General features: G+C 70.7%; 11 protein-coding genes. 6 read left to right on the top strand and 5 right to left on the bottom strand.

Translation table 11 applies throughout. The features are described from left to right. Positions 1–636: a DUF2461 domain-containing protein gene (locus JOF40_RS03140; RefSeq protein WP_281286487.1), complete on the bottom strand. Its 636-nt coding sequence runs from the start codon at positions 634–636 to the stop codon at positions 1–3. A gap of 15 nt (positions 637–651) precedes the next feature. After that, entirely contained in the window at positions 652–1506 is an 855-nt protein-coding gene (locus JOF40_RS03135) for a helix-turn-helix transcriptional regulator (protein ID WP_129180016.1), read from the bottom strand. Between the two features lie 101 nt (positions 1507–1607). Here JOF40_RS03135 and JOF40_RS03130 point away from each other — a divergent pair, with 101 nt between their 5' ends. The 6 genes from JOF40_RS03130 to JOF40_RS03105 all read left to right on the top strand — a co-directional run bounded on the left by JOF40_RS03130 (position 1608) and on the right by JOF40_RS03105 (position 10298). Beyond that, entirely contained in the window at positions 1608–2627 is a 1020-nt protein-coding gene (locus tag JOF40_RS03130; RefSeq protein WP_129180014.1) for an aldo/keto reductase, read from the top strand. Positions 2628–2709: 82 nt separating this feature from the next. Further along, positions 2710–4149 (top strand): pyridoxal phosphate-dependent decarboxylase family protein, encoded by a 1440-nt coding sequence (locus JOF40_RS03125; RefSeq protein WP_281286486.1) that lies wholly within the window; start codon positions 2710–2712, stop codon positions 4147–4149. Beyond that, the gene (locus JOF40_RS03120; protein WP_129180012.1) at positions 4149–5459 is read left to right on the top strand and encodes a lysine N(6)-hydroxylase/L-ornithine N(5)-oxygenase family protein; all 1311 of its coding nucleotides are present in this window, start codon (positions 4149–4151) and stop codon (positions 5457–5459) included. Before JOF40_RS03125 ends, JOF40_RS03120 begins: the two co-directional genes overlap by 1 nt. Continuing rightward, positions 5456–7765, top strand: a complete 2310-nt coding sequence (locus tag JOF40_RS03115) for a GNAT family N-acetyltransferase (RefSeq protein ID WP_129180010.1) — start codon at positions 5456–5458, stop codon at positions 7763–7765. The genes JOF40_RS03120 and JOF40_RS03115 overlap by 4 nt, the downstream gene beginning before the upstream one ends. Continuing rightward, positions 7762–9738, top strand: a complete 1977-nt coding sequence (locus JOF40_RS03110) for a penicillin acylase family protein (RefSeq protein ID WP_129180008.1) — start codon at positions 7762–7764, stop codon at positions 9736–9738. Before JOF40_RS03115 ends, JOF40_RS03110 begins: the two co-directional genes overlap by 4 nt. Beyond that, positions 9735–10298 (top strand): GNAT family N-acetyltransferase, encoded by a 564-nt coding sequence (locus JOF40_RS03105; RefSeq protein WP_129181855.1) that lies wholly within the window; start codon positions 9735–9737, stop codon positions 10296–10298. The genes JOF40_RS03110 and JOF40_RS03105 overlap by 4 nt, the downstream gene beginning before the upstream one ends. On the opposite strand, the gene JOF40_RS03100 is transcribed toward JOF40_RS03105, so the two are convergent. The 3 genes from JOF40_RS03100 to JOF40_RS03090 form a co-directional block, all read right to left on the bottom strand. Continuing rightward, on the bottom strand, positions 10280–11536 hold the full coding sequence (locus JOF40_RS03100; protein ID WP_245343092.1) for an HNH endonuclease: 1257 nt from the start codon (positions 11534–11536) through the stop codon (positions 10280–10282). The two genes, JOF40_RS03105 and JOF40_RS03100, sit on opposite strands and share 19 nt — an antisense overlap. Positions 11537–11597: 61 nt before the next feature. Further along, positions 11598–12557, bottom strand: a complete 960-nt coding sequence (locus JOF40_RS03095) for an NADPH:quinone oxidoreductase family protein (RefSeq protein ID WP_129180006.1) — start codon at positions 12555–12557, stop codon at positions 11598–11600. 55 nt (positions 12558–12612) lie between these two features. Beyond that, complete coding sequence (locus JOF40_RS03090) at positions 12613–14088, bottom strand: MFS transporter (protein WP_129180004.1); 1476 nt, start codon at positions 14086–14088, stop codon at positions 12613–12615. Positions 14089–14177 lie beyond the last annotated feature (89 nt).

Here is a 14177-nt window from a genome sequence, read left to right as displayed (position 1 = left end):
TCAGGTGCGGGCGTAGGCCTGGAACCACTCGATCAGGGGAGTGGCTGCTCGCCAGTCGGCGCGCACGTGGTCGAGCAGCTCGGCGGTGTGGACGAAGTGCTCGAAGCCGTACGAGCGTCCGGCCGTGAGCGACTTGTGCCGCAGCAGCTCGATGCGGGGATGGTCGGCGTCGTAGCCGCGGGGTGACGTCTTGAGGCGGTCGCCGCCGACCTCCCAGCCGGCTGCCCTGAGCGTTGCGAGCAGGTCCTCGAGCTCCTGGCCGCGGCGCTGGTCGACGATCGCCTCGCGGATGCTGGCCAGCCGGGCGGTCGATGCGTCGTAGAAGCCGGCACCGACCCGCACCCCGGGTGCGCCGACCTGCACGTAGTAGCCGGTCGACGGACCCGTCGCGACGAACGCGCCCTGGTGGTTCTTGTAGGGCGTCTTGTCCTTCGCGAACCGCACGTCGCGGTAGGGCCGGAAGATCTTGGCCTCGCCGAACTCGGCCGCCAGCGCGGCGGTCAGCGCCTTCATGGGTGCCGAGACCGACTCCGCCCAGACGTGCTTGTGCGTCTCCCAGAACGTCTTGGTGTTGTCCATCTCCAGGTCGTCGTAGAAGTCGAGGGCTGCCTCGGGGAATCCGCTGAACTGTGCCACGGGTCGACCTTACGGTCAGGCGTCCAGACTCTGCTCGTCCAGACTCTGCTCGCCCAACACGCGGAGCAGCTGCAGCTTGCCGTGCGCCTCGGTGCCGGGCGCGGCACCGAGGATGATGAGGCGCTGGCCGTCGGCGTCGGTCGCGAGCGTCTCGCAGTCGACCGTCAGCTGTCCGACCTGGGGGTGGACGAAGCGCTTGTGCTCGAGGTGCTTGACCCCGACCTCGTGGCGCTCCCAGATCTCGGCGAACTCCGGGCTCTCGGCCAGCAGGGCGTCGACGAGCCGGCGGATGTCGTCGTCCTGGTGGCGTCGCGCCCAGGTGGCCCGCAGGTCGGCGACCCGCGCACGGCTGTGCTCGTGACGGTCCTCGGCGACGACATGGTCCTGCGCCCCCGGCTGGGTGAACCACCGGTACGACGAGCTCGCGGACAGGCCCGACGCCCCCGAGTGGTCGCCCTGCAGCAGCACGGACAGCCGGTTCTGGGCCAGCACCTCGTCGGTGTCGGAGCAGACGAACGCGGCGCAGTCGTCGAGCTGGTCGAGCACGTGGAGCAGCACGGGACGCACGTGCGACGACGACCCGACGCGGTCGGGGGCGGGGTGGCCCGCGAGGCGGTGCAGGTGATCGCTCTCGTCGCGGCTGAGCCGCAGCGTGCGAGCCAGGGCGCGGAGCATCTGCGTGGACGGCTGGGGGCTGCGGGCCTGCTCGAGGCGGGCGTAGTAGTCGACCGACATGCCGGTCAGGTGGGCGACCTCCTCCCGGCGGAGACCGGGGGCGCGTCGACGGGGTCCCGCCGTCAGGCCGACGTCGGCCGGCTTGAGGGCCTCCCTGCGGCGCAGCAGGAAGTCGGCGAGGGCGTCACGGTCCATGCCTCCATCATGACCGTGCGTGCCGGGCTGATACAGGGATCGGCAGTCCCTGGTTGAGCGCTCCTCTTTCGCGGCTGCGCCGGGCGGTGCACGGTGGAGGCATGACGACCGACAACTCCTCGACAACACTGCCCACCAAGAGCCTCGGCACCCTGGGTGCCACCCCCGCGATCGGGCTCGGCCTGATGGGGATGTCCGCCCTGTACGGCCCCGCCGACCGTGACGAGAGCATCGCGACGATCCACGCTGCGCTCGACGCGGGTGTGACGCTGCTCGACACCGGCGACCTGTACGGCATGGGCCACAACGAGCTGCTCGTGCAGGAGGCTCTGCGGGGACGCGACCGCGAGGCCGTGACGCTGAGCGTCAAGTACGGGGCGCTCCGCGGGCCGGACGGCTCGTGGCTCGGCTTCGACGCGAGCCCGGCCGCGACCAAGACGTGGTTGGCCTACTCCCTGCAGCGACTCGGCACCGACCACGTCGACATCTACCGTCCGGCACGGCTGGACCCGTCCGTGCCGATCGAGGACACCGTCGGGGCGATCGCCGAGATGGTCGAGGCCGGCTACGTGCGGCACATCGGTCTGTCGGAGGTCGGGTCGGAGACGATCCGGCGCGCCCACGCCGTGCACCCCATCGGCGACCTGCAGATCGAGTACTCGCTCGTCTCGCGTGGCATCGAGGGCGACATCCTCGACACCTGCCGCGAGCTCGGCATCGGCATCACGGCCTACGGCGTCCTGTCGCGGGGGTTGATCAGCGGTCACTACGACGCCAGCCGCACGGGTGCCGACGACTTCCGGTCGCACACGCCGCGCTTCCAGGGCGACAACCTCGATCGCAACCTGGCTCTCGTCGAGGCCCTTCGTGCCGTCGCGGACGAGCTCGGGGTCACGGTCGCGCAGGCCGCGATCGCGTGGGTGGGCTCGCGTGGCGACGACATCGTCCCGGTGGTGGGTGCGCGGACGCGGGAGCGCCTGACCGAGACGCTGGGCGCTGCCACCGTGACGCTGGACGAGCAGCAGCTCGTCGCGATCGAGGCCGCGGTCCCGGCGGACGAGGTCGCGGGCACTCGCTACGCCGAGGCGCAGATGGCGACGCTCGACAGCGAACGTCTGTGAGGGATCTCGCACCTGCTTGATTCGGCCCCAGCTCTCCGGTTAGGTAAGCCTGTCCTAATCACTCGGGGAGAAGAGGAAACTGGTGCGTCACCACCTGTTCAACGCAGCCAACATCGAACGCTACCGCGACGAGATGGGCCGGGGGGTCGCGGCCGTGGCCGATCACGTCGTCGGCGTCAGGGGGCCGTGGTCGGGTGCGGGCGTCGCCGAGGTGGCCGCCAAGGTCGACGACGTCGACCTCGATCGTCCGCTCGCCGACATGACCGACGTGCTGGACGAGGTGAGGTCGGTCTACCTCGACGACGCCGTGTGGTTCCACGAGCCGCGCTACCTGGCCCACCTCAACTGCCCCGTCGTCATACCGGCGCTGGTCGCCGAGGTGCTGGTGTCGTCGGTCAACTCCTCGCTCGACACCTGGGACCAGAGCGGGGGCGGGACGCTCATCGAGCGCCGGCTGATCCGCTGGACCGCCGACCGCATCGGTCTCGGGCCGGAGGCGGACGGCGTCTTCACGAGCGGTGGCACCCAGTCGAACCTGCAGGCGCTGCTCATGGCCCGAGGCCAGGCCTTCCATGCCGACACGTCCCCGCGTCTGCGCATCTTCTCGTCGCAGGACAGCCACTTCAGCGTGCAGAAGTCGGCCAACGTCCTCGGACTCGGGCCCGACGCCGTCGTGACGATCCCCACCGACGACCGCCGCCGCATGGACGTCCGCGCCCTCGACCGTGCCATCTGGGACGCCCGCGCGGCCGGCCACGTCCCGATGGCGGTCGTGGCGACCGCCGGCACGACCGACTACGGCAGCATCGACCCGCTCGCCGGCATCGCCGACGTCTGCGCCCAGCACGGAGTCTGGATGCACGTCGACGCGGCCTACGGCGGGGGCCTGCTGGTGTCGCAGCAGCACCGCAGCCTGCTCGACGGCATCGAGCGCGCCGACTCGGTGACCGTCGACTACCACAAGACGTTCTTCCAGCCCGTCAGCTCGAGCGCCGTGCTGGTCCGCGACGGCGACGCCCTGCGCCACGTCAGGTACCACGCCGACTACCTCAACCCCCGCTCGTCGGGCCAGCCCAACCAGGTCGACAAGAGCTTGCAGACGACGCGCAGGTTCGACGCGCTCAAGCTCTGGATGACGCTGCGGGCCATGGGTGCCGACGGCATCGGCGAGTACGTCGACGCCGTGATCGACCTGGCCGTCACGGCCCACGAGCTGGTGCTGGACGATCCCGATCTCGAGGTCGTGACCGCGCCGGCGCTCAGCACGCTGGTGTTCCGGTTCCGCCCCGCGGGCCTGTCGGAGGACGACGCCGACCGGGTCAACCCGGGCATCCGGCAGATGATCGCCGGCAGCGGAACGGCCGTCATCGCCGGCACCCGCTCGGACGGACGGGCGTGGCTCAAGCTCACGATGCTCAACCCCGAGACGACGGTCGACGACCTGGGGGCCGTCCTCGCCCTCGTGACGGGCTTCGGCCGCCAGCTGCTCGACGACCTGCACACCACGCAGGAGGTGCACTGATGGAGACGTACGACTTCGCCGCGATCGGCCTCGGCCCCTTCAACCTGGGCCTGGCGTGCCTCGCCGAGCCGGTCGACGGCCTCGACGGCGTCTTCCTGGAGTCCCGTGAGGAGTTCAGCTGGCATCCGGGCATGATGCTGCAGGACGCCACGCTGCAGGTGCCGTTCATGGCCGATCTCGTGACGATGGCCGACCCCACGTCGCGATACTCGTTCCTTAACTACCTCAAGCAGACCGGTCGGCTCTACCCGTTCTACATCCGCGAGAGCTTCTACCCGCTGCGCGCGGAGTATGACGCCTACTGCCGGTGGGCGGCGGCGCAGGTCGACGGCGTCCGGTTCGGACGTCACGTCGATCGCGTCGAGCACGACGGCGAGGCGTACGTCCTGACGACCCGGCTGCGGTCGGGTGCCACCGAGACGTACCGGGCGCGCCGGCTCGTGCTCGGCACGGGCACGACGCCGCACGTGCCCTCTGCGGCCAGTGGGCTCGACGGCCCGGTCATCCACTCCGCCGACTACCTCACCCGCAAGGCGGCCCTGCAGGCACAGCGCTCGATCACGGTCATCGGCAGCGGCCAGAGCGCCGCGGAGGTCTACCTCGACCTGCTGGAGGACATCGATGCCCACGACTACGAGCTCGTCTGGGCCACGCGGTCGCCCCGGTTCTTCCCGATGGAGTACACCAAGCTGACGCTCGAGATGACGTCGCCGGAGTACACCCGGCACTTCCACGGCCTGCCGGCGGCGACGCGCGACGAGCTGCTGCGCGAGCAGCGGTCGCTCTACAAGGGCATCAGCCGCGACCTCGTCGACGCCATCTTCGACACGCTCTACCGCAAGCGGGTGCACGGGGACGTCCCCACGCGCCTGCTGACCAACACCGAGCTGACGGACGCCTCGTGGGACGCCGCCTCGGGCTGTTACTCCCTCGCGATGCGCCACACCGAGCTCGACGAGCCGCTCGACCTGCAGACCGAGGGGCTCGTGCTCGCGACGGGCTACCGGTCGCAGCTGCCGGCGTTCGTGGCAGGCATCGCCGGACGCATCCGGCTCGACGCCCGGGGCCGCTACGACGTCGCCGCCGACTACACGATCGACCATGACGACCAGGAGGTCTACGTGCAGAACGCCGAGGAGCACACGCACGGGCTCATCGCCCCCGACCTGGGGATGGGCGCCTATCGCAACTCGATCATCATCCGGGGCCTGTGCGGGCGCGAGGTCTACCCCGTCGAGCAGCGCATCGCGTTCCAGGAGTTCGGGGTGCCGGCCGACCTGGCTCGCCGTCCGGCGGAGGTGTCGCGATGACCGCCGACGTGCTCCTGGCCCGCGAGACCCGGGTCGGACGCATCACGATCGAGCCCGTCGACGTCGACCGCGACGGCGACCTGCTGCACGCGTGGATCACGCACCCCCGATCCGTGTTCTGGGGCATGCAGGACGCGACGGTGCAGGACGTGTGGGATGCCTATGCGGCGATCGTCGCCGATCCGCACCACGACGCCTGGCTGGGCCGGGTCGACGGCGCGCCGGCCTTCCTCGCCGAGACGTACGACCCCGAGCACAGCGAGCTGGCCGGACGGTACGACTGGCAGCTGGGTGACATCGGCATGCACCTGCTGGTGGCCCCGACCGACGAGCCCCGCAGCGGGTTCACGTCGGCGGTGTTCCGCACCGTCATGGAGCTGTGCCTCGACGACCCACGCCGCCAGCGCGTGGTCGTCGAGCCCGACGTGCGCAACCGTCGCATCGCGGCGCTCAACGCCGCGGCGGGCTTCCGCGTCGTCGGCGAGGTCGAGCTGTCCGACAAGGTCGCGGCGCTCAGCATCTGCACCCGGGCCGACTTCGAGGCCAGCCAGCCGACCACGCACCTGACCGACGAGTCGATGGGCCGCGCCCACCGCATGCTGGTCGCCAAGGCGATCGGCGAGTTCGCCCACGAGCGACTCCTCGACCCGCGCCCCGTTGGGGTCGATCACGAGATCGTCTCGCCCGACGGGCGCGTCCGCTACCGGTTCCACGCCCACCGCTACGAGCTCGACCACTGGGTCGTCGGCCCCTGGTCGATCCACCGGACGGTCGACGACGAGGCCGCCGACGTCGACGCCCTGGCCTTCGTCGTCGAGCACGCCGAGGTGCTGGGCATTCCCGACGACCTGCTGCCGACGTACCTCGAGGAGATCAGCAGCACCCTCGCCGGATCGGCGTGGAAGCACGTCCACCACACGACCTCGGCCCGCGACCTCGTGGGTGCCGACTTCCAGGCGATCGAGGCCGCCATGACCGAAGGGCACCCGGCGTTCGTCGCCAACAACGGCCGCATCGGCTTCTCCGTCAGCGACTACGAGGCCTATGCCCCCGAGACGGGCTCGCGGTTCACGATCGTCTGGGTCGCGGCGCGTCGCGAGCTGGCACACCTGTCGCTCGGCGAAGGGCTCGAGGAGCAGTCGTTCTACGCCGGCGAGCTCGACGCCGCCGCACGTCAACGCTTCGACGGGACGCTCCGCGGCCGGGGACTCGAGCCGTCCGACTACCTGCTGGTGCCGGTGCACCCGTGGCAGTGGGAGCACAAGATCGCGATCACGTTCGCGGCCGACCTGGGCCGCGGCGACCTGGTGCTGCTGGGCCACGGCGACGACGAGTACCAGGCGCAGCAGTCGATCCGGACGTACTTCAACACGTCCCGCCGCGACCGCCACTACGTCAAGACCGCGCTGTCGATCCAGAACATGGGCTTCATGCGGGGTCTGTCGCCCCGCTACATGCGGGCCACGCCGGCGATCAACGACTGGGTCGCGGACGTCGTCGCATCCGACGACGAGCTGCGGTCGACGGGATTCGGGGTGCTGCGTGAGCGGGCCGCGATCGGCTACACGGGCGACGTGTACCACCGGCTGGGCACGCCCTCGCCGTACACCAAGATGCTCGCGGCGCTGTGGCGCGAGAGCCCCGAGGCGCAGCTCGCGGACGGTGAACGGCTGGCGACCATGGCGTCGCTGCTGCACCGCGACCGCGACGGTGCGTCGTACGCCGTGGCGCTGATCCGCGCCTCGGGCCTCGGCCCGGCCGAGTGGGTGGGCCGCTACCTGCGGGCCTACCTGCGTCCGGTCGTGCACTGCCTGCACCGCTACGAGCTGGCCTTCATGCCGCACGGCGAGAACCTGATCCTGGTGCTCGACGGACACGTGCCGACCCGCGTGGTGATGAAGGACATCGGCGAGGAGATCGCGGTGCTCGGCGACATCGACCTGCCCGCCGACGTCGAGCGGGTGCGCGCCCAGGTGCCGCCTGACGTCAAGGCGTTGTCGGTGCTGACCGACGTGTTCGATGGGTTCCTGCGCTTCCTCGCCGCGATCCTCGCCGAGGACGGGATGCTGGCCTCGGACGACTTCTGGGCGCTCGTGGCGCGGACGATCAGTGAGCACCAGGACGACCACCCCGAGCTGGCCGAGGCGTTCGCCCGCATCGACCTGTTCGCCCCCGAGTTCGCGCACTCGTGCCTCAACCGGCTCCAGCTGCGCGACACCCGCCAGATGGTCGACCTGAGCGACCAGGCCGAGTCGCTGCTGTTCGCGGGGACGCTCGACAACCCCATCGCCCGGTACCGCCGGTGAGCGTCACCCGGGACGCGTTCGGGGTGCCCACGATCCGGGGCACGTCGATCGACGACCTCGCCCACGAGCAGGGCCGCGTCACCGCGATCGACCGCGGCGACCAGATCGAGCTCGACCGCCTGCACCTCGAGGGCCGCACCTCGGAGGTGCTGGGCATCGCGGGAGCGGGCTGGGACGTGTTCGCCCGGCAGTCGCTGCTGGCCGAGACCGCCCGTGCGTGCTTCGACCGGATGGGAGCGGAGACGCAACGGTTCTGCTCGGCGTACGTCGCGGGCATCGAGTCCGCGCTGGTGCGCCGGCAGCCGGGCACGTGGATGCCGTGGACGCCGCTCGGCATCTTCCTCGTCCAGCACGCCCTGTTCGGGACGTTCGCGACCAAGCTGTGGCGAGCGAGGGTCGCGGCGACGCTCGGCGACGACGCGCTCGACCTCATCGGCGGTGAGGGCCCGGCCCTGTCGGGCAGCAACGCCTGGGTCGCCGGCGGCGGCCGGACGGCGTCGGGCAGCCCCATGATCGCCGGCGACCCGCACCGCGTGCTGGAGTCGCCGGGCGTCTACCAGCAGGTGCGCCTGGTCTGCCCCGGCGTCGACGTCGTCGGGCTGGCCTTTCCGGGCGTGCCCGGGGTGCAGCACTTCGCCCACGCGGGCGACGTCGCGTGGGCCATCACGAATGCGATGGCCGACTACGAGGACCTGTTCATCGAGCACCTGCGCCGCACCGGAGACGGTGTCGAGGCCAAGGGGTCCGAGGGCTGGTACGCCGCGGACGTCCGCACCGAGACGATCGCCGTCCGCGGAGCCGACCCGATCGACGTCGAGGTCGTCGTGACACGTCAGGGCCCTGTGGTCGTCGGCGGACCGGACACCGGAGAGGGGCTCAGCCTGCGCACCTCGGCCCGCGTCGGGCGCGATCTCGGCTTCGACGCGATCGTGCCGCTGCTGCGGTCGCGCTCGGTCGAGGACGTCGACCGAGCGCTCGACCGGTGGGTGCTGCCCGTCAACAACGTCGTCATCGCCGATCGCACCGGCCGCACCCGTTACCGGGTGGCCGGACGCGTGCCGACGCGCGACGAGCAGGCCCGACGCGTGCCCGTCCCGGCGTGGGACGAGCGCCATGCCTGGACGGGCTGGCTCGACCCGCTGCCGGCCACCGAGCTCGCGCCGGACGACGTTCTCGTCACGGCCAACGAGCGTCGTGGGCCCGAGAGTGCCGCGGTGGGTCACGAGTTCGCTCCGCCGCACCGGGCCGACCGGCTCCGCACCCTGATCGGGGACCTCGACGACCTCACGGTCGCTGACGCCGCCGCGCTCCACGTCGACACGACGCTGGCTCCTTCCTTCGCGCTGCGAGGGCTGCTCGGCCGTGCCATCGATCTCGGGGAGGACGCCGAGCGGGTGCGCGCCGTCATCGACTCCTGGGACGGGCGCATGGATGCCGACAGTGCCGGTGCCGCGACGTTCGCGGCGGTGCGGGGCGCCCTGGTGCGGCTGCTCGCCGAGCAGCCGGCCTTCGGGGGATTGCGAGAGGCGTCGCCGTACCCGGCACTGTTCGACCCGTGGACCGACCTGACCGGTCGCTTGGCGCAAGAGCTCGACCGTCTGCTGGCGCGCACGCCGACCCCGTGGGGCATCGATCTCGTGTCGCTGGCGGGGCAGGCACTCGAGGAGATCGGCCGCACCGGCGCGCCCGCCACGTGGGGCGCGACGCACGTGTGGGCACCGGCCGGCGTCCCTGCGGTCGCCCTGTCTGGCGACACCGAGTGTGTCCTGTCGACGTCGAGCGTCCCGGGCGTCACCGACGTGGTGCTCAGGGGGCCCGTCGCCCGCTACGTGTGGGACCTCGCCGACCGCTCTGCCAGCCGGTGGATCGTGCCGCTCGGCGCGTCCGGCGACCCAGCCGACCCGCACCACCACGACCAGCTCGAGCACTGGGCCGCAGGCCGTCTCGTGCCTATCCCTCAGGAGCAGCCATGACGTTCACGCACCGCCCCGTCGACCCGGTCGGCGACCTCGACCTGCTGCACGCGTGGGTGACGCAGCCGCGTGCCGAGTTCTGGGGGATGACGACGTACACCCGCGACGAGGTCGGCGAGGTCTATGCGTTCCTCGACGGCCTGTCGACCCATCACGCCTACCTCGTGCACCGTGACGACCGACCGGTCGCGATCTTCCAGACCTACGAGCCGCAGCACGACGCCGTCGGCGAGACGTACGACGTGCAGGAAGGTGACCTCGGCTGCCACCTGTTCGTCGGTCCGGCCGACGTGCCGGAACCGGGCTTCACGGGGCACCTCTTGGAGTACCTGTTCGGCGTCGTGTTGTCCGACCCCGCGGTGCAGCGCATCGTGGTCGAGCCGGACGTCCGCAACGCGGCCTCGATCGCCCGGTTCGAGCGGGCCGGGCTGCGCCGCAGCGACGTCGTCGAGCTGCCCGACAAGACTGCCCAGCTGGCCTTCGTCACCCGCGACGAGCTGCCTCAACCCGGGCATGGCGACGGGCCGCCGGACCGGGGGCGTCAGGCGGCTCGGCGGTAGCTGCTTCGTCGTCGTCGCCGCAGTGGCTGGTGGTCACGGTTGGTGAAGATGAAGCCCGTGACAGCGTCGCCGGTGATGTGCAGTCCGCCGCGGTGCAGGAGATGGTGGCACCTGACGCAGAGCCCGACGAGGAGGTCGAGGTCGGTCCGACCGCCGCGGGAGTACCAGACGGTGTGGTGGATCTCCAGGTGTGTGTGCTGGCAACCGGGTGTGGCGCACACGCCCTTCTGGCGGGCGAGAACCGAGAGGCGCTGCTTCTGCGTCGCGAGGCGGCGGGTGCGGCCGGCGTTGAGCACCTGGTCCTGTCGCCAGCCGCCGCCGGCCTTCATCAGGAACGCCGTGACGTCGGAGATGCACAGAAAGTACATGAGCAGGTGGGGTCCGATATGGCCGTGGCCGGCCAGGGTGGCCGGCTCGACGTCCGGCATGGGGTCGGGCGTGCGCCACGGCTTCTCGGTCTCCTGCTTGACGCGTTCGGCCGCTGCGGCAACCGTGTCAGCGTCGGCGTAGACCGTCATGTGCGGCTTGACGCCCTTGTCGTCGGGCAGACCGTTGGCGAGGATCGACGACAGCAGGTCGTCGAGCCCCTGGACCCGGCGCTGCGCCCCCGACCTGTCGTCGTGCTTGTCGTGGGGAGCGGAGATGGAATCGAGGACGCGCTTGAGCTTTGCCCCGGTCGTGGTGTTGAGGAACCCCGTGACGTGCCAGCCGTCGGGGACGGCGTCGACGGCGAAGTCCTCCTTGTCCATGCCGTCCTTCCACCTCTCGTCGAGATCTTCGGGGTGCAGGACGTCCTTGAGGTGCTTGACGACCTCGAACAGCTCGCCCGGACCGTTCTCGAGTGCCACGTCGACCAGGACCTGCTCGTGCTGACGCATCACCTCGATCCCGACGTGCTTGAGGCCGTAAACGAAGGCCTGCACGTGCGCGGAGCCGATCTGACCTGCCAGCGCCGCCTCGGCGACCACGTGGAGGTCGCGCAGGGCCTGGGCGTTGCGCACGAGGATCGAGGCCTGCTTGGTGCTGGCTCGCAGCTGGTTGCGCACCCACGCGTTGAGCGTTGCTGCGCCGTCGATCTCGTAGTCCTTGGAGGTGTCGAGGTCGGCCAGGAGCGCCGCCTTTGCACCGTCGACGGCATCGCTCAGGATCTGCAGGGCGTGGAGCTGCTCCCGAACGTCGCCCGACGTCAGGACGCGCGCCGTGGCGTTCATCGCGTCGAGGGTCGGCTGCGGGTCCATGTGCCAATTGTGTTCGAATAGGTGTTCGAACATCAGGGTACAAAGTCCCGTGATTGCAGCACTAAGGCGTGATCAGCACCTTGCCGGTCGCCCGCCGCTCGTCGAGAGTCAGCAATGCCTTCGACGCCTCGGCGAGCGGGAACGACGGCCCGATGACAGGGGTGAGTGCGCCGCTGGCCAGGTGCGGTTCGAGCGCCGCCCACTCGGTGCCGATGTGGCCCGGGCGCTGCATCACGTAGGCGCCCCAGCCGACGCCGACGACCGAGACGTTGTTGAGCAGCAGTCGGTTGACCTTGACGGTGGGGATGTCGCCGGCGGTGAATCCGATCACGAGCACCCGGCCGTCGTCCTTGAGGCAGCGCAGCGAGTCGGTGAAGCGGTCGCCGCCGACCGGGTCGACGACGACGTCGACCTTGCCGCCCGCGACGACGGCATCCTTGAACCCGTCGGCCAGCACGAACTCGTCGGCACCTGCCTCGAGCGCGACGGCGCCCTTCTCGGCGGTCGAGGTGACGGCGACGACGCGGCCGGCACCGAAGGCCTTGGCGACCTGGATCGCGGCGGTGCCGATGCCGCCGGCAGCGCCTTGCACCAGCACCGACTCGCCGGGCACAAGCCCGCCGCGCTCGATCAGCGCGAAGTAGGCCGTGCCGTAGTTGAAGATGATCGACGCGCCCTGCTCGAACGAGATGTTGTCGGGCAGTGCGAACGTCTCGGTCACCGGTGCGACGGCGAGCTCGGCGAACCCACCCAGGAGGCACAGGGCCGCGACGCGGTCGCCGGGTGCGAAGCCCGACCCTTCAGGTGCGGTGACGACCTCACCGGCGATCTCGGCACCCGGTACGAACGGCAGCTCGGGCTTCATCTGATAGAGCCCTCGGGACAGCAGCACCTCGGGAAAGGCGACGCCGGCCGCGCGCACACGGATCAGCACCTGTCCCTCGCCTGCCACGGGTTCGGGGACGTCGTGCAGCTCGAGTGCCTCGGGGCCGTCGAGTGATGTGATCTGGATCGCCTTCATGGCACGACGATAGCGCAGGGGCTAAGCGCTTGCTTAGCCCCTGCGGTGTCGCCGCTCAGCGCTCGTCCGACGTGTGCGAGTCGGTCAGCGACAGCGCACCCCAGGTCGACACGACGCCGACGACCGCGGCCAGCACCAGGTAGGTCGTGCGCTCGCCGTCGAAGAACGACGCGACCATCGCGGACGTCCACGTGCCCGCGGGCAGGGTCGACGTGACGAGCGCCGCGATGAGCGTCCCGACGACGGCGGTGCCGATGCTCGAGCCGACCTCCTGCGCGGTGTCGTTGAGGGCAGCGCCGATCGTCGTGCGGTTCTTGGGCATCGCCTCGACGAGGGCGATGGCGCAGATCGTCATGATGGTCCGCAGGCCGATCGTCATCGTGACCATCGAGATCGCGATCGCGAGGTAGCCGTGCTCGACCGACCAGGCCAGGCCGACCAGTGATCCGGCCAGCAGCACCGCGCCGATCAGGCACGAGATGCGGTGCCCGTACTTCTTGGCCAGGTGCTCCGACAGTGGCGTCGCGGCCAGCATCGTGACGATGAGGGGCAGGTTCGCCAGGCCGGCCCGGACGGGGCTCCAGCCGTAGGCGTACTGGAAGTGCAGGATCAGCCCGAACATCGCCCCGGCCATCGTGATCGCGGCGCCCATCTGGGCCAGGGCCGCGCCGCGGGCGGGCCCCGTCGAGAAGATGCCGAGGTCGAGCATCGGCGCGTCGGTCCGCCGCTCGTGCCGCACGAACGCGATCACCGCGGCGAGCGATCCGACGCCGGACGCCCACGTGGCCAGCGACAGCCAGCCGTTCTCGACGCCGCTGGTCAGGGTGTAGCAGCCGAGGCCGATTGCGAGGACGCTGAGCGCCGCGCCGGGCAGGTCGAGCGCATCGCCGGTGAGGTCCTCGCGGCGGTCCTTCGGCACGCCGACGCGGACACCGATCCAGGCGATCAGGGCGACGGGCGCGTTGACGACGAGCAGCCACTCCCAGCCGACGTGGGTCAGGGCCGTGCCGCCCAGCAACGGGCCCAGGACGAACCCGGACATGCCGACGATCATGACGATCGTGATGGAGCGTGACCGCAGGGCCTCGTCGTCGAACAGCCGGAAGATCAGCGACATCGTGACGGGGGCCATCATGGCCGCGGCGACGCCGAGGGCCGCGCGCAGCGCGATGAGCTCGCCGGGCGACGACACGGCCAGGGCGCCGAGGCTGATGAGCCCGAACAGGGTCAGTCCCGTCAGCAGCACGCGGCGGCGGCCGAGGCGGTCAGCGGCCGAGCCGGCCGTGAGCAGCAGTCCGCCGAAGGTCAGGGAGTAGGCACCCGTGACCCACTGCAGCGCGGTCGTTCCGCCGCCGAGGTCGCGCCCGATCGTCGGCAGGGCGATCGACAGCAGCGTGTTGTCGACCATCTCGACGAAGAAGGCGAGGCACAGGGCGGTGAGGGGGAGGGCGGCCGAGCGCAGGGACTGGTGGGTGGGGGGCGACGAGCTGGCGGACTGGCCGGCTGCCGGAGGGGTGGTCGTGTCACCCATGGCGACACCTCCTTCGTGGATCGAACGTTGTTCGGTTATCGAACGACGTTCGAAATATAGAACGTCGTTCGGTCCAGCGCAAGTGGGTG

The organism is Aeromicrobium fastidiosum, from assembly GCF_017876595.1.
Classification (GTDB): domain Bacteria; phylum Actinomycetota; class Actinomycetes; order Propionibacteriales; family Nocardioidaceae; genus Aeromicrobium; species Aeromicrobium fastidiosum.
Note: the sequence above shows the minus strand (reverse complement) of the source record. Positions and strands in the feature narration are given on the sequence as shown.